Annotated in this window: 19 protein-coding genes and 1 tRNA gene; 8 read left to right on the top strand and 12 right to left on the bottom strand. The window is 66.4% G+C overall.

Translation table 11 applies throughout. The annotated features are described in order from the left end of the window. Positions 1 to 14 precede the first annotated feature (14 nt). Both CLG96_RS13525 and CLG96_RS13530 read right to left on the bottom strand, forming a co-directional pair. Positions 15 to 422: a DUF3775 domain-containing protein gene (locus CLG96_RS13525; protein WP_107968482.1), complete on the bottom strand. Its 408-nt coding sequence runs from the start codon at positions 420 to 422 to the stop codon at positions 15 to 17. Positions 423 to 488: 66 nt separating this feature from the next. Further along, the gene (locus CLG96_RS13530; RefSeq protein WP_423828201.1) at positions 489 to 1,724 is read right to left on the bottom strand and encodes an NAD(P)/FAD-dependent oxidoreductase; all 1,236 of its coding nucleotides are present in this window, start codon (positions 1,722 to 1,724) and stop codon (positions 489 to 491) included. Positions 1,725 to 1,859: 135 nt separating this feature from the next. On the opposite strand from CLG96_RS13530, the gene CLG96_RS13535 reads away from it, so the two are divergent. Then, a tRNA-Met gene (locus CLG96_RS13535) sits at positions 1,860 to 1,936 on the top strand. Between the two features lie 141 nt (positions 1,937 to 2,077). Next, positions 2,078 to 3,052 (top strand): thioredoxin-disulfide reductase, encoded by a 975-nt coding sequence (gene trxB, locus CLG96_RS13540; protein WP_107968484.1) that lies wholly within the window; start codon positions 2,078 to 2,080, stop codon positions 3,050 to 3,052. A 7-nt stretch (positions 3,053 to 3,059) separates the two neighbouring features. Here trxB and truA read toward each other — a convergent pair whose 3' ends face one another. Both truA and fmt read right to left on the bottom strand, forming a co-directional pair. Further along, entirely contained in the window at positions 3,060 to 3,797 is a 738-nt protein-coding gene (gene truA, locus CLG96_RS13545) for a tRNA pseudouridine(38-40) synthase TruA (protein WP_107968485.1), read from the bottom strand. Continuing rightward, positions 3,794 to 4,699 (bottom strand): methionyl-tRNA formyltransferase, encoded by a 906-nt coding sequence (gene fmt, locus CLG96_RS13550; RefSeq protein ID WP_107968486.1) that lies wholly within the window; start codon positions 4,697 to 4,699, stop codon positions 3,794 to 3,796. Before fmt ends, truA begins: the two co-directional genes overlap by 4 nt. Positions 4,700 to 4,752: 53 nt before the next feature. Here fmt and recR point away from each other — a divergent pair, with 53 nt between their 5' ends. Both recR and def read left to right on the top strand, forming a co-directional pair. Next, on the top strand, positions 4,753 to 5,349 hold the full coding sequence (gene recR, locus CLG96_RS13555; RefSeq protein ID WP_107968487.1) for a recombination mediator RecR: 597 nt from the start codon (positions 4,753 to 4,755) through the stop codon (positions 5,347 to 5,349). 70 nt (positions 5,350 to 5,419) lie between these two features. After that, entirely contained in the window at positions 5,420 to 5,953 is a 534-nt protein-coding gene (gene def / locus CLG96_RS13560; RefSeq protein WP_107968488.1) for a peptide deformylase, read from the top strand. 53 nt (positions 5,954 to 6,006) lie between these two features. Here the strand turns inward: def and CLG96_RS13565 are convergent, their stop codons facing one another. Further along, positions 6,007 to 6,396, bottom strand: a complete 390-nt coding sequence (locus CLG96_RS13565; protein ID WP_107968791.1) for a four-helix bundle copper-binding protein — start codon at positions 6,394 to 6,396, stop codon at positions 6,007 to 6,009. 201 nt (positions 6,397 to 6,597) lie between these two features. Between CLG96_RS13565 and CLG96_RS13570 the strand changes: the two genes are divergently transcribed. Together CLG96_RS13570 and CLG96_RS13575 are read left to right on the top strand one after the other, a co-directional pair. Beyond that, positions 6,598 to 8,007 (top strand): DNA recombination protein RmuC, encoded by a 1,410-nt coding sequence (locus CLG96_RS13570; RefSeq protein WP_107968489.1) that lies wholly within the window; start codon positions 6,598 to 6,600, stop codon positions 8,005 to 8,007. 89 nt (positions 8,008 to 8,096) lie between these two features. Next, positions 8,097 to 8,525 carry a hypothetical protein gene (locus tag CLG96_RS13575; RefSeq protein WP_107968490.1) on the top strand — a complete coding sequence of 143 codons (429 nt, stop codon included), beginning with the start codon at positions 8,097 to 8,099 and terminating at the stop codon, positions 8,523 to 8,525. Positions 8,526 to 8,575: 50 nt separating this feature from the next. Here the strand turns inward: CLG96_RS13575 and CLG96_RS13580 are convergent, their stop codons facing one another. The 7 genes from CLG96_RS13580 to CLG96_RS13610 all read right to left on the bottom strand — a co-directional run bounded on the left by CLG96_RS13580 (position 8,576) and on the right by CLG96_RS13610 (position 13,790). Then, the gene (locus CLG96_RS13580; protein ID WP_107968491.1) at positions 8,576 to 9,379 is read right to left on the bottom strand and encodes a TrmH family RNA methyltransferase; all 804 of its coding nucleotides are present in this window, start codon (positions 9,377 to 9,379) and stop codon (positions 8,576 to 8,578) included. 80 nt (positions 9,380 to 9,459) lie between these two features. Beyond that, positions 9,460 to 9,732, bottom strand: coding sequence for an HPr family phosphocarrier protein (locus tag CLG96_RS13585; RefSeq protein ID WP_107968492.1), 273 nt, complete (start codon positions 9,730 to 9,732; stop codon positions 9,460 to 9,462). Further along, the gene (locus CLG96_RS13590; protein ID WP_107968493.1) at positions 9,729 to 10,136 is read right to left on the bottom strand and encodes a PTS sugar transporter subunit IIA; all 408 of its coding nucleotides are present in this window, start codon (positions 10,134 to 10,136) and stop codon (positions 9,729 to 9,731) included. The genes CLG96_RS13585 and CLG96_RS13590 overlap by 4 nt, the downstream gene beginning before the upstream one ends. A 4-nt stretch (positions 10,137 to 10,140) precedes the next feature. Next, a complete protein-coding gene (rapZ, locus tag CLG96_RS13595; protein ID WP_107968494.1) occupies positions 10,141 to 11,094 on the bottom strand; it encodes an RNase adapter RapZ in 954 nt (317 codons plus the stop codon). Then, positions 11,091 to 11,543 carry an HPr kinase/phosphorylase gene (locus CLG96_RS13600; protein WP_107968495.1) on the bottom strand — a complete coding sequence of 151 codons (453 nt, stop codon included), beginning with the start codon at positions 11,541 to 11,543 and terminating at the stop codon, positions 11,091 to 11,093. Before CLG96_RS13600 ends, rapZ begins: the two co-directional genes overlap by 4 nt. Then, complete coding sequence (locus CLG96_RS13605; RefSeq protein WP_107968496.1) at positions 11,540 to 13,111, bottom strand: sensor histidine kinase; 1,572 nt, start codon at positions 13,109 to 13,111, stop codon at positions 11,540 to 11,542. Before CLG96_RS13605 ends, CLG96_RS13600 begins: the two co-directional genes overlap by 4 nt. Then, positions 13,080 to 13,790 (bottom strand): response regulator transcription factor, encoded by a 711-nt coding sequence (locus CLG96_RS13610; RefSeq protein ID WP_107968497.1) that lies wholly within the window; start codon positions 13,788 to 13,790, stop codon positions 13,080 to 13,082. Before CLG96_RS13610 ends, CLG96_RS13605 begins: the two co-directional genes overlap by 32 nt. A gap of 244 nt (positions 13,791 to 14,034) precedes the next feature. Here CLG96_RS13610 and CLG96_RS13615 point away from each other — a divergent pair, with 244 nt between their 5' ends. Continuing rightward, positions 14,035 to 15,621: a phosphoenolpyruvate carboxykinase gene (locus CLG96_RS13615; protein ID WP_207796707.1), complete on the top strand. Its 1,587-nt coding sequence runs from the start codon at positions 14,035 to 14,037 to the stop codon at positions 15,619 to 15,621. A 121-nt stretch (positions 15,622 to 15,742) separates the two neighbouring features. Next, positions 15,743 to 17,230, top strand: coding sequence for a M28 family peptidase (locus tag CLG96_RS13620; RefSeq protein WP_133175402.1), 1,488 nt, complete (start codon positions 15,743 to 15,745; stop codon positions 17,228 to 17,230). Positions 17,231 to 17,284: the final 54 nt, after the last annotated feature.

Here is a 17,284-nt window from a genome sequence, read left to right on the forward strand (position 1 = left end):
ACGATCCTGCGTCCTCAGTCGACCTGGCCGATGCCGTCGCAGCTCAGGTCGAAGGCGGCGAGGCCGGCTTCGAGATAGGCGGCAAGGCTGGCCATTTCGAGCAACTGATCGATCGGCTCCTCCGAATCGGGATCGCTGGCGGCCTCGATCGCATCATCCCATTCGGAGGCGTCATAGGTTCCACGCCCGATCCAGGCGAGGGCCAGCACCTCGGCAATCTCCTCGTCGCCCAGATCGTCGAGCGAGGCGAAGACCTCGTCCTCGACTGCCTCGTTTGATTCATCCTCCAGCACCGCGAACTCGTCGTCCACGTCCGTCGGATCCTCTTCCTCATCGGCCTGGATGGCGGGAACCTGCGCCTCCAGCTCGCGGGCGCGCACGATAAGCCGGCAGATCGTCTCGAGCGAAACCGTGAGTTCCATTTGCCGCCTCCTCCTGGCTCATTCCATGGCGCGGAACGAGAGGAGGGGGCGGCGGGTTCCGCGGCTTCAAGCCGGAATCAGTGCTTTCAGCGGCGTTTCCGGATCGGCGAGGCCGGCAGGGTCCGGCGCCGCGCCGCCCGCGACCAGCGCGCGGCCCTGCGCATAGTCCCGGGTCGCATTGACGCAGTCGAGCGCGATCACCTTGCCTTCGCGCAGATAGACGAGCGAGAAGCTGCGCGTGGCGATGTCGCCGCGCATCACGATCCGATCATATCCGCTGGACAGGCCGACCGTCTGCAGCCGCAGATCATATTGGTTGGACCAGAACCAGGGCACGGCATGATAGGGCGCGGCATTGCCGCAGATCGCACGGGCGACGAGCGTCGCCTGATCATTCGCATTCTGCACCGATTCGAGGCGGATGCGGGCGCCCCGGGCGAAATCATTGGCATGCATCGCGCAATCGCCGATCGCATAGATGTCGGGCAGGCTGGTGCGGCAATATTCGTCCACATCCACGCCATTGCCGCCGGCCGCGCCTGCTTCGAGCAGCGGCTGCACGGCGGGAATGATGCCGATGCCCACGATCACCATTTCGGCGGGAAGCAGCGTGCCGTCGCCGAGGCGCACGCCGCAGGCCGCGCCATCCTTCTCCTCGATGCATTCGACCGTGACGCCCAGGCGGATATCGACGCCATGGGCGCGATGCTCTGCCTCGTAGAAACGCGACAGCGGCTCGCCCGCGACGCGCGCCAGGACGCGGTCGAGCGCCTCAAGCACCGTCACCTTCTTGCCGAACTTGACGAGCACCGCGGCCGCCTCAAGCCCGATATAGCCGCCGCCGACCACGACGACGCGCTCGGTGCCCGGCAGTTCCTCCTTCATCCGATCGACATCCGCCCGCGTGCGGACGGAATGGACGCCCTTCAGGTCATGGCCGCTGCAGGCGAGCTTGCGGGGCGATCCGCCGGTGGCCCAGATAAGCGTGCCATAGCCGATGGTCGCGCCGTCCGCGAGCGTGACCTCATACGCGACCGGATCGACCGAAACGACCCGGCGGCCGAGCAGCAGCTCCACATTGCGCTCGGCCCAGAAGGTCGCGGGCCGAATCAGGATGCGCTCGAACGGTTTTTCGCCCGACAGATAGTCCTTGGAAAGCGGCGGGCGTTCATAGGGCGGCTCGGGCTCGTCGCCGATGATCGCCACGCTGCCCCCGAATTTCTGCTGGCGCAGCGTCAGCGCCGCCTGCGCGCCGCCATGGCCCGCGCCGACGATGACTATGTCGTATCGATCCTTGCCCACCCCGATCTCCTGCCAACCCATTGGCGAGCGGCCTTATCGCGATCGATCGCCTCACGCCAGTTGACCCGTCGCGCAACGCTGCTATAGCGCCCGCCCATCGGCCGAACGAAACGATCGGCCAGGATGATATGGCGGGGCGGAGTAGCTCAGCTGGTTAGAGCAGCGGAATCATAATCCGCGTGTCGGGGGTTCAAGTCCCTCCTCCGCTACCATATCGACGCCCCGGATAGGCGAATTTCCCCTTTTGTCGCAGGATTGTGTCCGGTCATCGCGTCATGACCTGTCGCAGCCAATGTTGCGGTGGCGGATCGGCCCTCCTATCTGGACGCAGAGATTTCGATGAGAGTTGCTCAATGACCGCCGTCCATTCCACCCGCATGTTGATTCTCGGTTCCGGCCCGGCCGGCCTGTCCGCCGCCATTTATGGCGCGCGCGCCGGGCTTGCGCCGATCGTGGTGCAGGGGCTCCAGCCCGGCGGGCAGCTGACGACGACGACCGACGTCGAAAATTATCCGGGCTTTCGCGACGTGATCCAGGGCCCGTGGCTGATGGAGGAAATGCAGGCGCAGGCCGAGCATGTCGGCGCGCAGATGATGTACGACACGATCGTCGAGGTCGACCTGTCCGAGCGGCCCTTCCGGCTGATCGGCGACAGCGGCACCATCTATTCGGGCGACACGCTGGTGATCGCGACCGGCGCGCAGGCCAAATGGCTGGGGCTCGACAGCGAGACGGCGCTGCGCGGCCAGGGCGTTTCCGCCTGCGCCACCTGCGACGGCTTCTTCTTCCGGGGCAAGAAGGTGGCGGTGATCGGCGGCGGCAATACCGCGGTCGAGGAGGCGCTCTACCTCACCAATCACAGCCATGAGGTGACGCTGATCCATCGGCGTGATTCGCTGCGCGCGGAAAAGATCCTGCAGGAGCGGCTGTTCGCCCATCCCGGGATCAAGATCGAGTGGAACAAGGAGGTCGACCGCTTCGTCGGCGGATCGGGCACCGAGGGGCTGGTCGCGCTCGACCTCAAGGACACGCAGACGGGCGAGATTTCGCGGCTGGACGTCGATGGCGGCTTCGTCGCGATCGGCCATCATCCGGCGACCGAGCTGTTCCGGGGCAAGCTCGATATGGACGAGGAAGGCTATCTGAAGGTCGAGCCGGGCAGCACGCGGACCAGCGTCGAGGGCGTCTTCGCGGCCGGCGATGTGGCGGACAAAATCTATCGCCAGGCGATCACGGCGGCGGGCACGGGCTGCATGGCCGCGCTCGATGCCGAGCGCTTCCTCGCCGAGGCCGATTTCGAGCAGATCGAGCTCCGCGCGGCGGAATGATCCGCGCTCAGTAGCGCGCCTCGACAAAATAAAGCCCTTCGGGCGGCGCGTTGAGACCGAGCGCCGCCCGGTCGCGCGCATCGCGTGCGGCGACGAGATCGGCGGCATTCCACTGGCCCCGCCCGACCAGCGCGAGGCAGCCGACCATCGAGCGGACCTGATGGTGGAGGAAGGAGCGGGCGGCCGCCTCCACCTCGATCGCATCGCCCATGCGGCGTACGTCGAGCCGGTCGAGCGTTTTCACCGGGCTCGCCGATTGGCAGTGGACCGAACGGAAGGTGGTGAAGTCGTGCAGGCCGATCAGCGCCTGGGCGGCGTCGTGCATCGAATCGGCATCGAGGGGGGCGGCGATGCGCCAGGCGCGGCCGGCGTCGAGCGTGAGCGGCGGGCGGCGGTTGATGATGCGATAGATATAGCGCCTGCCGATGCAGGAGAAGCGGGCATGCCAGTCCTCGGGCACGGTCTCGCAGGCGAGGATGGCAACCGGGTTCGGCTTCAGCTTCGCATTGAGCGCTTCCATCAGGCGGAAGGGCGCGATCGCCTTGGCGATATCGACATGGGCGGCCATGGCGGTGGCGTGGACGCCGGCATCGGTGCGGCCGGCGGCGTGGAGGACGACATCCTCCCCCGTGACGGCATGGACGGCATCCTCGATCGCCTGCTGGACGCTGGGCCCATGCGCCTGCCGCTGCCAGCCCATGAAGGGGCGGCCGTCAAATTCCACCGTCAGGCGAAAGCGGGTCATGCGAGGCGGGTGCCGGCGGGGATGGGATAGCCGCGCAGCAGCTCGGCGGGCGTCATAATCCCCCGGCCGGCGCGCTGGATCAGCAGGGGGCGGATCGCGCCTTTGCCGCAGGCGATGGTGAGATGCGCGTCGAGCGTCGTGGCGGGCTCGCCATCCGCGTCCGTTGCGATGGCGGAATGGACGCGGAAACGTTCGCCGGCAAGCTCGAACCAGGCGCCGGGGGCGGGATTGAAGGCGCGGATCTGGCGCTCGACCTGCGCGGCGGAGGCAGCGAAATCGAGGCGCGATTCGGCCTTGTCGATCTTGGCAGCGTAGGTGACGCCTTCCTCCGGCTGGATGACGGGCGGATAGGCGGGAAGATCGGCCAGCACTTCGGCCATCAGCTTCGCGCCGGATGCGGCGAGCTCGGTGGTGAGTTCGCCTGCGGTCTTGCCGTCCACCGGCGTCTCGACCGTCGCGAGCATCGGGCCGGTGTCGAGGCCGCGTTCCATCTGCATGATGGTGACGCCGGTGAGCGCATCGCCGGCGAGGATCGCGCGCTGGACGGGCGCCGCGCCGCGCCAGCGGGGCAGCAGCGAGCCATGGACGTTGAGACAGCCGAAACGCGGCGCCTCGAGGATCGGCCGGGGCAGGATCAGCCCATAGGCCGCGACGATCGCGGCATCGAGATCGAGTGCCGCGAAGGCGATCTGCGCCTCGGCATCGCGCAGCGAGACGGGCGAGCGGACCTCGAGCCCGAGCGCCTCGGCGCGGCGCTGCACGGGGGAGGGCATCGGCGCTTTGCCGCGCCCGGCGGGGCGGGGCGGCTGGGTGTAGACGGCGGCGATCTCATGCCCGGCATCGACCAGGGCATCGAGCGTCGGCACGGCGAAATCGGGGGTTCCCATGAAGGCTAGGCGCATCGGCTCTCTGAAACGCTTGGCAAGCGATAGTGCAACCCCATATTCGGGTGCGCATGGCTTCTTCCGAGATCGATGCGCTGACGCAGGCGCTGGCAAGATTGCCGGGCCTGGGCCCGCGATCCGCGCGACGCGCGGTGCTGCACCTCCTCAAGAAGCGCGAGGCGGCGATGGCGCCGCTGCTGCGCGCGTTGGACGCGGTCAATGAAAGGCTGGCGACCTGCTGCACCTGCGGCAATGTCGATACGACCGATCCCTGCTCCATCTGCGCCGATCCGCGCCGCGACGCGCGGATGCTGTGCGTGGTGGAGGATGTGTCGGACCTGTGGGCGCTCGATCGTTCGCGGCTGTTCCCGGGGCGTTTCCATGTGCTGGGCGGGCGGCTTTCCGCGCTGGAGGGGGTACGGCCCGAGGATCTGACGATCGACGCGCTGATCGGGCGGATCGCGGCGGGCGGCATCGACGAGGTGGTGCTGGCGATGAACGCCACGCTGGAGGGGCAGACGACGGCCCATTATATCGCCGACCGGATCGAGCGATTTCCGGTGCGCGTGACGCAGCTTGCGCATGGCCTGCCGGTCGGCGGCGAGCTGGATTATCTAGACGAAGGCACGCTGGCGCAGGCGCTGCGGGCGCGGCGGCCGGTCGTCTAGGCGGCAGCGGATAGCGGGATCCCCCGCGTCCCAATCTTGACTTTCGGGCTGGATTGCCTAGCTCCAAGGCATGGCCATATTGCCCATCCTCGAAGCGCCGGATCCCCGGCTGCGTGTCGTGTCGAAGCCCGTCGAGGCGGTCGATGACGAGCTGCGTACGTTGATCGACGATATGTTCGAGACGATGTATGACGCGCCCGGCATCGGCCTTGCCGCGATCCAGGTGGGCGTGCCCAAGCGCGTGCTGGTGATCGACCTGCAGGAGGAAGATCCCGAGACGGGCAAGCCCGTCCGCAATCCGCGCGTCTTCATCAATCCGGAGCTGTTCGAGCCTTCGGAGGAGCAGTCGGTCTATAATGAAGGCTGCCTCTCCGTGCCGGACCAGTTCGCCGAGGTGGAGCGCCCCGCCCGGGTGCATGCCCGTTGGCTCGATCGTGACGGCGTCCAGCATGAGGAAGCGCTGGAAGGGCTGCTTGCCACCTGCATCCAGCATGAGATGGACCATCTGGAAGGCATACTCTTCATCGATCATCTTTCGCGGCTGAAGCGCGAGATGCTGCTGAAGAAGCTGGAAAAGGCGCGCAAGGCCCGGCGCGCGGCCTGATCCGCCGGATCGTACCGCTCAGGCTGAGCGCGGTCGCGTGGAGACTGCTCTGATCAATCGATCGTCGCGAGTGCCTTGCGGCAGTCCGTCGCGCATTCCCGGCACATTTCGGCGCAGAGCTGGCAATGCGCCTGTTCATGCGTCTCGCATTCGGCGCCGCAGATTTCGCATGTCTCGATACAGGTCTGCAGCAAGGAGCGGATGACCGCCTCGTTGCTGCCCGATCGGCGCGTCGCGACGCGCGCGGTGGCGTCGCAAATATCCGCACAGTCCATGCAGCTGCGGATGCACTGGACCATATCCATCTTCTCGGCCGAGCAGGCGTCCGCGCAGGAGGTGCAGATGATCGCGCAGAACATCGCATGGCGGACGGCGGTCGCAAGCTCCTCGTTGAGATTGCCTGCGACATCGGGATGCGCGGCGATCATCTTGTGAATGGACATGGTGGCGGCCTCCTGTTGCCGGTCCCTCAGCGGGCAAACGGGCTGGGCGCGGGGCATGTTCCAAGGGCTCGTCGTCCGTCGGCCTATCCGATAATAGGGCTCCACATATCTTCTTCCTGCGGCAGGCCGTTCAGCGCATGGCTTGCAAAGGAATGGCGGGCGGGTTTAGGTTCGCTTTCTGTTCCGTTCAGGGTTGGAAGAATGAATATTGGCCTGGCGCTTGTCGCTATATTCGGTGCGCTGCTGTTCGGACTGCTATGCGGATGGCTCGCCTTCGGCCGGAGCGGAGCGCTGTTGCGCGGCGAGCGGGACCGGCTGAACGAAAGGCTGCGGGGCGCGGAAACGGCGTTCGCGGCGGCCGAGGAGCGGGCGAAGGCGGCCGGGCTGCTCAGAACGACGCTCGATGCGGTGACGGCCGAGCGGGACGAAGCGCTGCGCGCGCTGGCGGAAGAAAGGGCCCGGGCGAAGGAGCGCGAGGAGGCGCATGGCCTGCGGCTGGCGGAGCTGCGCGAGGCGAAGGAGGCGCTGTCGCAGCAGTTCGGCGAGGTCGGCGCGAAGCTGCTCGGCGAGGCGCAGAAGGCCTTTTTGGAGCGGGCCGATGCGCGCTTCCGCCAGTCCGAGGAGAAGAGCGGCCTGGAATTGAAGGCGCTGCTCCAGCCGGTGACCGAGCGGCTGCAACGTTATGAGGAGGGCGTCGCCCGCGTCGAGCAGGAGCGGCGCGAGGCCTATGGCAATCTCACCGGCCTGATCGATTCGATGCGGGCGGGGCAGGAGGCGGTGCGCAGCGAGGCGCAGAAGCTGGTCAATTCGCTGCGCTCGGCGCCCAAGGCGCGCGGCCGCTGGGGCGAGCAGCAGCTCAAAAATGTGCTCGAAACCTGCGGGCTTTCCGAACATGCCGATTTTCAGACCGAGGTGAGCGTCGGCGTGGAGGAAGGACGGCTCAGGCCCGATGCGATCGTGCGCGTGCCGGGCGGGCGGGCGCTGGTGATCGATGCCAAAGTGTCGCTCAACGCCTATCAGGATGCCTTTGCGGCGGTGGACGAGGCGGAACGCGCGCGCGGGCTTTCGGCGCATGCGGCGGCGATGAAGGCGCATGTCAACGGGCTGGGCGCCAAGGCTTATTGGGCGCAGTTCGCCGATGCGCCCGACTATGTGATCATGTTCGTGCCGGGCGAGCACTTCCTGTCTGCCGCGCTGGAACATGATCCGACGCTATGGGATTTCGCCTTCGAGAAGCGCGTGCTCCTGGCGACGCCGACCAACCTGATCGCGATCGCGCGGACGGTCGCGGCGGTGTGGCGGCAGGAGAGGCTGGCGGCCGAGGCCAAGAAGATCGGCGATCTCGGCAAGCTGATGTATGATCGCCTCGCGGTCGCGGCTGGGCATTTGAAGACGGTCGGCGGTGGGCTTGCGACGGCGGTCAATAATTACAACAAGTTCGTCTCAAGCTTCGAGAGCCGCGTGCTCGTGACGGGGCGCGAATTCCAGAAGCTCAATATCGAGACGGGCGCGCGGGCGATCGAGGAGATCCCGCCGGTCGATGCGCTGGCCCGCTATGGGGATATGGCGCTGCCCGTGCCCGATCAGGGGCGGGCGGAAGCGGCGGAGTAGGGTGTTCAGCTGTCATTGAGCCGTTTACTGTTCGATCATGCTCTGCGGAGGGCCGGGCTGGCCCTGGCGGTGATCGGAGGAGACGCTCTATGCGCTGGCTCGATAAGTTCAGGCAGATGCTTGTCGGAAAGCCGGACCTGCTGGACGATACCGAGCTGGTTTATATCTATCTGCCGGGCTCGTTCGAGCCGATCGAGCGTGGGCATCGCTTTGAAGATCCGATCGACGCGGAGCTGAGGCTTGTCGGCCTGGGCTATATCAGCGGTGGCGGCTCATTATTGAGTGCGAAGAAGCCCGACGGGGCGAGGGAGATCGAATCCTGCGGGATCGATGTCGATACGATCGACGTCCAGGCGGCTCGTACGCTTCTGCGACTGCATTTGCCGACATTGGGTTGCCCGAGCGGTACCCAGCTTCATTATTGCGAGGCAGGAAAAGCGTTGCAGGACGAATTTGACGGGCTTGTCTGGGTCGTGGGTAAGCCGCGCCAGATGACGCATCCCGGATTTGGCATTTGAAGGCCGGCAGGGTCGCTCTTTCACGGGAGTGACGAAGTCGGACGGCCCCCTCAGAGCGGGCGGCGCTGGTTCAGCACTTCATAGGCCATGACGGAGGTGGCGACGGCGGCGTTGAGGCTGTCGGCGCGGCCGAGCATGGGCATTTTCACGAGCAGGTCGCATTCCGCTTCATATTCTGCCGGGAGGCCCTGCGCCTCGTTGCCGACGAGGATGAAGGTGGGGGTTTCGTAGCGCGGGGCGCGATAGTCGTGGGTGGCCTTGAGGCTGGTGCCGACGAGCTGGCCGGGGCCGGAGCGCAGCCAGGACAGGAATTCGGGCCAGCGGGCGGCGGCGATCTTCTGGGTGAAGAGCGCGCCCATGGTGGCGCGCACCGCCTCCACCGAGAAGGGATCGACGCAATCGTCGACCAGGATCAGCCCGCCCGCGCCGACCGCGTCGCCCGTGCGCAGGATCGTGCCGAGATTGCCGGGATCGCGCAGCGACTGGGCGACGATCCATATGTCCGCGGCGCTCCGGTCGATGCGCGACAGCGCCGTGTCGAACTGGCGATAGACGCCGATCACCGTCTGCGGATTATCCTTGCCGGACAGCTTGTGGAGAATGTCCCGGCTGGTCTGGATCGCCTCGCCGCCTGAATTCTCGACCGCCGCGACCAGCCGGCGGACGAGTGGGTGCTCGGCGGAATCGGCCGCGAAGAAGAGATAGAGGGGCAATATGCCTACCTCTTCAGCCTCGGCCAGGATGCGCAGCCCTTCGGCGAGGAACAGGCCCTCCTCGCGACGATGGCGCTTTTCGCGAAGCGAGCGGACGCGCTTGACGAGGGGATTGGAAAAGGCGGTGATCTCACGGGGCATGGCGCCCGTCTAGCGGTTCGTCATTCCAGGGGAAGCGGGAATTTCGACTGTCGACAGGCGGGCGGAGCGGAGGGGCGGGCTCAATCCTCGCCGAACTTGCCCTCGACCAGCTCGACAAGGGCTGCGAGCGCCTTGTCCGCGCCGTCGCCGGACGCGCTGATCGTGACGCTGTCGCCCTTGGCGGCGCCGAGCATCATCAGGCCCATGATGGAGGTGCCGGCGACCTTCGATCCGTCCTTCTCCACCTCGACGATCGCGCTCTGGGCGCTGGCGAGGGTGACGAACTTGGCGCTGGCGCGCGCATGGAGGCCGCGCTTGTTGGTGATGAGAACCTTCCGGAAAAGCAGGTTCATGCGGCGGCTTCTCCCAGAACCTCGGATGCGACAGAAATATATTTGCGGCCCGCCTCGCGCGCGGCGGCGACGGCGGCCTTGACCTTCATCATCTTGCGTGCCCCCTCCAGCCTGATCAGCATCGGCAGATTGACCCCGGCGATCACCTCGATATGCCCCGGCTCCATGAGCGATATGGCGAGATTGGAAGGCGTGCCGCCGAACAGGTCGGTGAGCAGGATCACGCCCGTGCCACTATCCACCGCCCGGACCGCGCGGGCGATATCGGCACGGCGCGCCTCCATATCGTCGTCGGGGCCGATGCAGATCGCCTCGATCGCCTGCTGTGGGCCAACGACATGTTCCATTGCCGTGACGAATTCGGCCGCAAGACGGCCATGCGTCACCAGCACCAATCCGATCATCTAATCACCCGATACGCTCATGGTCTCTACCGCCTGTAGGGCTTCCCTCCTTGGCGTCCCGCGTCTGGAGCGCGAGATCGCGATGCGTGACCGTGGGCGAAAATGCCGCATTGCGCAACCGCCCGGCAATGTCTTCCGCAACCCGCACCGAACGATGCCGTCCGCCCGTGCAGCCGAAGGCTATAGTAACATAGGATTTCCCTTCGCTGGCATAGCGCGGAAGCAACAGAAGAAGGAGATTTTCGATCCGCGTAACCGCTTCGGAATAGGCCGAATCTTCCTCGACATAGGCGGCAACGGGCTGATCCAGCCCGGTCTGCGGCCTAAGATGCGGATCCCAGTGCGGATTGCGCAGGAATCGCATGTCGAAAACCAGATCGGCATGGCGCGGCACGCCGCGGGAGAAGCCGAAGGAGATGACGTTGAGCGTCGGCGAATCGGCATCCTCGCTTGCGAAGATGCGGCGCAGCTCGGCCTGGAGCGCATTGCTGTTCGTGTCGCTGGTGTCGATCAGATAGTCGGCGGCGTCGCGGATCGGGCGGAACAGTTCGCGCTCGCGGCGAATGCCGTCGGCGGCGGGACGATCGAGCGCCAGCGGATGGCGGCGGCGCGTCTCCGAATAGCGGCGGGTGAGCACCGCGCCGGCGCAATCGAAGAAGAGTATGCCGATATCATAGCCGCGCTCCTCGCGCAGCGCCGCGACGCTGCGGACGATGCGTTCGGCATCGAAGGCGCGGGTGCGGCTGGATACGCCGAAAGCGAGCGGCCGGCTCTGATCCTCCTCACCCTCGGCGACGGGGCTGCCGAGCAGCCGTTCGAGCAGCGGCAGGGGAAGATTGTCGACCACTTCCCAGCCCAGATCCTCGAATGTCTTGAGCGCGGTGGTGCGGCCCGCACCCGACATGCCCGTGACGATCAATATGCGCTTGGGCAGGACTCGGCCCGGACGATCGCTCATGCGTCACTATCGTCCTTCAGGCCGAACAGGTCGAGCGCTAGTTCGACCTTGAGCGGCGCGGACGCCTCGAATGCCGCAAGCGCGATCACCGGCAGGTCGATCCCGGCGATGTTCCGCGTCTCGCAAGGTTCGGGCGGCATGCGCGCCACCGTCCTGTCGAGCGCCACGAGCAGCGCCACGGCGGCGGGGCCCGCCGCGGCCATGGCAAGGATGCCGAGGCCGCGCACCTCGATCCGATCCTTGATATTGTCCGGCGCGGTGGCGACCAGCCGCCCGTCCTCCTGATGGAGGAGCGTATAGTCATCGCTGACGAGACGCGCGCCGCGATCGATCAGGCGCAGCGCCAGATCGGACTTGCCGGCGCCCGATGGCCCCTGGAGCAGCACGCCGCGGCCATGGATCGCGACGCAGCTGGCGTGGAGAAGCTCGGGAGGCTGCGAAAGGCTCATTTCTGCGCCGCCGGGAGGCGGATAAGGAAACGCGCCCCGCTCGGCGCATTGTCCCGGTCGGTGACGTGGATCGTGCCGTTATGGCCCTCGACTATCGCCTTGGCGATGGCGAGGCCGAGGCCGCTGTGCCGGCCGAAGGCCTCGCCATCGGGGCGAATGCTGTGAAAACGGTTGAAGATCGCCTGGCGCGCCTCGGGGGGCACGCCGGGCCCCTCATCATCGACGCGGAGCACGACATCGTCGCCGTCGCGCGTGGCGGCGATCTGCACCAGCCCGCCGGGCGGCGAGAAGGAGATGGCGTTGTCCACCAGATTTTCGATCACGCGGGCGAGACGCGATCCATCGCCGAACAGCACGGCTACGCCCTTGTGCGGCCGGGCGAAGGCGAGGCGCACGCCGTTCGGCACCCCGCGCGCCTCGCGAGCGGCGATCAGCCCCTCGATCACCGCGCCGAGATCGATCGTCTCGAACCGGGCACGGGACAGTTCGGCATCGAGGCGGGAGGCTTCGGATATGTCGGTAATCAGCCGGTCGAGCCGATGGACATCGTCGCGGATGACGGCGACGAGCTGCTTCTGGAGCTCCGGATCCTTGACGAGATCGAGGCTGTCGACGGCGGAACGGAGCGAGGCCAGCGGGTTTTTGAGCTCATGCGCCACATCGGCGGCGAAGGCCTCGGTGGCGTCGATCCGCTGGCGCAGCGCCTGGCTCATGTCCGAAAGCGCGCGCGCGAGCGTGCCGATCTCGTCGCGGCGCGAGGGGAGGCGGGGCACTTGCACCTCGCGCGCGCGGCCGAGGCGGACGCGATGCGCGGCGAGCGCGAGGCGGCGGAGCGGGCGCGCGATCGTGCGCGCCAGATAGGTGGACAGCAGCACCGAGACGAGCCCGACGACGAGCAGGATGATGCCGAACCAGAAACGTTCCGCGCGCACGGTGCGCACCACGTCGCGCGCATTGCCCGTGAGGAGCAGCATCTCGCCGCGCGTACCGGCAAGCGGCGTGGCGGCGGAAACCATCGGTGTCCGGTCCGGTGCGCGGCGGAGCGCGGTCTGGACGGATCCGCTCCGCCGCGCGAGCATCGCTTCGGGCCATGCAGCGAGCCGGTCGCGGGCGGGTTCCTCGAACAAAGTGGGCTTTTCCGCATCGACCACCCGGTCGATCACCCGATCGAGGAAGCGCGCGACCTTGCGCTGCCAGGCCTCCGTGCGCGGATCGCGCAGCACATAAGCGGGCGGGCCGAGGCGGAAACTGTCCAGCCGCAGCCGGCCATCCGCGCCATAGAGGCGGAGGCGCGTCCCGTTTGTCTGGCCGAGCCGGAATGCCAGCGCGGGCCGCTTGTCGGGGGCGGCAGCCGCAAGCGCATCGGCCGCCATTCGCGCCTCGGTCGCCGCCTGCTCGCGCCGTTCGTCGACCAGCCGGGCACGATAGCTGTCGAGATAGAAGAAGCCGCCGGCAAGCAGCGCGAGCGCGAAGATGTTGACGGCGAGGATACGCGCGGTGAGCGTGAGCCGGGCGGACCAGTCGAGCTCGCCCTCGTCACTCCTCCGAAAAACGGTAGCCCACGCCATAGAGCGTCTCGATCGCCTTGAAGTCGCCGTCCACCTGCCGGAACTTGCGGCGGAGGCGCTTGATGTGACTGTCGATCGTGCGGTCGTCGACATAGACATCGTCCTGATAGGCGGCGTCCATAAGCTGGTCGCGCGATTTGACGAAACCGGGGCGCTGCGCGAGCGCCTCTAGGATCATGAATTCGGTTACGGTAAGCGTCACATCCGCGCCGTTCCACTGGACGCGATGGCGTGCCGGATCCATCGACAGCCGGCCGCGTACGATCTTTTCCGGTGGCGGTGCTTCGGACGGATCGGGCTCGGGCTGGGCGCGCGCCTCGGTGCGCCGCAGGATCGCGCGGATGCGGGCGATCAGCAGGCGCTGGGAAAAGGGCTTGGTGATATAATCGTCCGCCCCCATTGCGAGGCCGAGCGCCTCGTCCAGCTCATCATCCTTGGAGGTGAGGAAGATTGCGGGCACGGCGCTCTTCTCGCGTAGGCGGCGGAGCAGCTCCATTCCGTCCATGCGCGGCATCTTGATATCGAGCACCACCAGATCGGGCGGATTTTCGATAATTGCCTTCAGCGCCGTTTCCCCATCGGAATAGACGCGCACGGTGAATCCTTCGGCCTGGAGCGCGATGGATACCGAGGTCAGGATATTGCGGTCGTCATCGACGAGCGCGATGGATGCCGACATGCCGTCCCCTACAAAGCGGCCGCGCGCGAGCGGCGACGCGGCCAGGAGCGATTAGCCGAGGCAACCCCGGCCGGCAATAAAGCGCCCGCAAAAGATGAACCGTGCCATGACGGTGCATTCCCGCGCCGCTTTGACCGGCAGGGGCCATTCCTATATGCCATGTCATTGGAGAGAGGGTGATATAAGCCCATGATAGTAAAGGTTAAATACTCATATAAATAGGAGAGTAGCCTTGGCCAACCCTATGCCGAAACATGGGCTCGATGCGCAGGGGTTCGATATTCCCGCCGCATTATATTGGAACCTGCCCACGGCGCCGCTCGTGGAGATCGCGCTGCTGCGCGACGAGGGCATCCTTGCCAGCGACGGCCCGCTGGTCGTCAAGACCGGCAGGCATACCGGCCGATCGGCGAGCGACAAGTTCATCGTTCGCGATGCGGAAACGGAGGATACGGTCTGGTGGGGCAAGATCAACAAGGCGATGTCGCCCGATCATTTCGCGGCATTGAAGCGGGATTTCCTCGCGCATCTGGCAAGCAAGGACACGCTGTTCGCCCAGGATCTCTATGGCGGGTCGCAGCCCGATTATCGCGTGCGCGTGCGCGTCGTCACGGAACTTGCCTGGCATAGCCTGTTCGTCCGCACGATGCTCGTGCGGCCCGAGGATTCGGCGCTGGAGGAGTTTTTCCCGGACTATACGCTCATTTGCCTGCCGAGCTTTCGTGCCAATCCGGAACGGCACGGCACGCGTAGCGAAACCGTGATCGCGGTGAATTTCAGCGAGAGGCTGATCCTGATCGGCGGCACCAAATATGCCGGCGAGATGAAGAAGGCCGTTTTCGGCATATTGAACTACAAGCTGCCGGCCGAAGGCGTGATGCCGATGCATTGCTCGGCCAATATCGGGCCGAAGGGCGATACGGCGATCTTCTTCGGCCTGTCCGGCACGGGCAAGACGACGCTGTCGGCCGATGCGAGCCGCAAGCTGATCGGCGATGACGAGCATGGCTGGTCGGACGAGGCGGTGTTCAATTTCGAGGGCGGTTGCTACGCCAAGATGATCCATCTTTCGCCCGAGGCAGAACCGGAAATCTATGCCACGACAAAGCGTTTCGGGACGATCCTCGAAAATGTTATGATCGATCCGGACACGCGCGAGATCGATCTGGACGATGCGACTTTGGCCGAAAATAGCCGGGGCGCCTATCCGATCGATTTCATCCCCAACGCCTCGGAGAAGAATCTCGGGCCGGTGCCCAGGAATATGATCTTCCTGACGGCGGACGCCTATGGGGTGATGCCGCCGATCGCCAAGCTGACGCCGGATCAGGCGATGTACCATTTTCTTTCGGGCTATACCGCGCGCGTCGCGGGCACCGAAATGGGCGTGACCGAGCCGGAGGCGACCTTTTCCACCTGCTTCGGCGCGCCCTTCATGCCGCGCCACCCCTCGGTCTATGGCAATCTGCTCAAGAGCCGGATCGCCAGGGGCGGGGTCGATTGCTGGCTGATCAATACCGGCTGGACGGGCGGATCCTATGGCACCGGCCATCGCATGCCGATCAAGGTGACGCGCGCATTGCTCAACGCGGCGCTCGACGGCAGGCTGAACGATGCCGAATTTCGCATCGATCCCAATTTCGGCTTCAAGGTACCGGTGGCCGTGCCGGGCGTGGATCCGGTGATCCTCGATCCGCGCGGAACCTGGGCGGACAAGGCCGCTTATGATGCGACGGCAGCCAGGCTGGTGAGCCTCTTCATCTGCAATTTCGCCCAGTTCGCGGATCAGGTGGACGAAGGCGTCCGCCGGGCGGCGCCGCGCGCGGCCTGATAGTGGTTTGGCTTCGGGCAGGGCGCGTCGGTCGAGGCCGGCGCGCCTTTTTGCGTTGCGGCTGATGACTTGACCCTGCCGGCCATGCTTATCTCCCCACCCGCAAAAGGGGAGATGCCGAGTGAAGATTGCGCGAGGCTGGCGGCTGATGGGGAAGATCGCGCTGGCGATCGCCTGTCTGGCGGGCGCGGCGGATGCGGAGCCCCCGATCAGCGAGGCGTCGCTGATGCGCCATATCGCCACGCTCGCGGGCGATGCGATGGAGGGGCGTCGGCCGGGCACGGCGGGAGGCGAGCGGGCGGTGGCCTATATCGTCGAGCAGATGCAGGCGATCGGGCTCCAGCCCGGCGCGAAGGATGGCGGCTGGCTGCAGCCGGTGAAGCTGGTCGAGCGGCGGCCGGTCTCGACGGGCATGACCGCATCGCTGGGCGGAACGACGGTGGTGCTCGATCCGGGCGACCTGATCCTGATCGGCCGGGAGGCGGAGACGCGCATTGCTTCCGCGCCCCTCATCTTCGCCGGCTTCGCGACGGGTGCGGCGCTCGATGGCGTGGATCTGAAGGGCGCGATCGTCCTGCTGCTGGCGGGCAAGCCGCAAGGTGCGGGCGAGGTGCCGAACATGGCGGAGCGTCGCGCGGAACTGGTGCGGCGGGGGGCGGCGGGGCTGATCGTGCCGATGGCCGCGGGCCTGCCCTGGGCGGAGGTGCGCAGGCAATATGAAGCCGGACGGATCGTCTCCGCCGAGGCGCCGGAGCCCGGCCTGCAGGGGGCGATATCCCATTTCGGCTGGAGCCGGATCGCGACGGCGGCGGGAAGCGAGGCGATGAAGCTGGTCGCCGAGGCAGGTACGGCCGATTTCCGGGCGCGTCCGATCGGCCATGTCGCGATCGACGTGCGAACGGAGGTGCATGGCTTCGAATCGCATAATGTGATCGGCCGGCTGGCAGGAACAACGAGGCCCGATGAGGCGATCCTCTATCTCGCCCATTGGGATCATCTCGGCCTGTGCCGGCCGGCGGGCACGAAGGACCGGATCTGCAACGGCGCGGTCGACAATGCGAGCGGCGTCGCGCTGATGCTGGAGACGGCGCGGCTGCTGGCGCAAGCGCCGCGGCCGGGACGAAGCCTGATGTTCATGGCGACCACCGCCGAGGAATCGGGGCTGCTGGGCGCGCGCGCCTTCGTCCGGGACCCGCCCGTGCCGCTGGGATCGATCAGGGCGGCGATCAATTTCGATACGGTCGCGGTTGCGCCCAGGGGCAGGGCCATCGCCACTATCGGCCGGGGCATGACGCCGCTCGATCCGCTGGTGGACGCAGCAGCCCGTGCGGTCGGCCGGACGTCGGATACGCGCACGGTGCAGAATATGCTGGTCGAGCGGCAGGACGGCTGGGCACTGATACAGGCAGGCGTGCCGGCGATCATGCCGGGCAGTGCTTTTGCCGATATGGAACGGCTGAACCGCTTTCTTGCCGGCGATTATCATGGGCCGGGGGATGAAGCCGGGAAGGGCATCGAGCTTGGCGGCGCCGCCGAAGACGGCGCCTTCTTCGTCATGCTTGGGCGGCTATTGGCGGATCCGGAGCGTTTTCCGACAGTCTCGCGCTAGCAAGGCGGCGATGGCGCACCTATAGAGCCTCGAATCCTGCAAAACTTATCGGAT

The organism is Sphingomonas oleivorans, assembly GCF_003050615.1.
Classification (GTDB): Bacteria; Pseudomonadota; Alphaproteobacteria; order Sphingomonadales; family Sphingomonadaceae; genus Sphingomonas_H; species Sphingomonas_H oleivorans.

Bases quoted from the DNA above. Each gene is read 5' to 3' on its own strand.
- CLG96_RS13525 (WP_107968482.1), bottom strand. From the start codon at position 422: ATGGAACTCACGGTTTCGCTCGAGACGATCTGCCGGCTTATCGTGCGC.
- trxB (WP_107968484.1), top strand. From the start codon at position 2,078: ATGACCGCCGTCCATTCCACCCGCATGTTGATTCTCGGTTCCGGCCCG.
- truA (WP_107968485.1), bottom strand. From the start codon at position 3,797: ATGACCCGCTTTCGCCTGACGGTGGAATTTGACGGCCGCCCCTTCATG.
- fmt (WP_107968486.1), bottom strand. From the start codon at position 4,699: ATGCGCCTAGCCTTCATGGGAACCCCCGATTTCGCCGTGCCGACGCTC.
- recR (WP_107968487.1), top strand. From the start codon at position 4,753: ATGGCTTCTTCCGAGATCGATGCGCTGACGCAGGCGCTGGCAAGATTG.
- def (WP_107968488.1), top strand. From the start codon at position 5,420: ATGGCCATATTGCCCATCCTCGAAGCGCCGGATCCCCGGCTGCGTGTC.
- CLG96_RS13565 (WP_107968791.1), bottom strand. From the start codon at position 6,396: ATGTCCATTCACAAGATGATCGCCGCGCATCCCGATGTCGCAGGCAAT.
- CLG96_RS13570 (WP_107968489.1), top strand. From the start codon at position 6,598: ATGAATATTGGCCTGGCGCTTGTCGCTATATTCGGTGCGCTGCTGTTC.
- CLG96_RS13575 (WP_107968490.1), top strand. From the start codon at position 8,097: ATGCGCTGGCTCGATAAGTTCAGGCAGATGCTTGTCGGAAAGCCGGAC.
- CLG96_RS13580 (WP_107968491.1), bottom strand. From the start codon at position 9,379: ATGCCCCGTGAGATCACCGCCTTTTCCAATCCCCTCGTCAAGCGCGTC.
- CLG96_RS13585 (WP_107968492.1), bottom strand. From the start codon at position 9,732: ATGAACCTGCTTTTCCGGAAGGTTCTCATCACCAACAAGCGCGGCCTC.
- CLG96_RS13590 (WP_107968493.1), bottom strand. From the start codon at position 10,136: ATGATCGGATTGGTGCTGGTGACGCATGGCCGTCTTGCGGCCGAATTC.
- rapZ (WP_107968494.1), bottom strand. From the start codon at position 11,094: ATGAGCGATCGTCCGGGCCGAGTCCTGCCCAAGCGCATATTGATCGTC.
- CLG96_RS13600 (WP_107968495.1), bottom strand. From the start codon at position 11,543: ATGAGCCTTTCGCAGCCTCCCGAGCTTCTCCACGCCAGCTGCGTCGCG.
- CLG96_RS13605 (WP_107968496.1), bottom strand. From the start codon at position 13,111: ATGGCGTGGGCTACCGTTTTTCGGAGGAGTGACGAGGGCGAGCTCGAC.
- CLG96_RS13610 (WP_107968497.1), bottom strand. From the start codon at position 13,790: ATGTCGGCATCCATCGCGCTCGTCGATGACGACCGCAATATCCTGACC.
- CLG96_RS13615 (WP_207796707.1), top strand. From the start codon at position 14,035: ATGCCGAAACATGGGCTCGATGCGCAGGGGTTCGATATTCCCGCCGCA.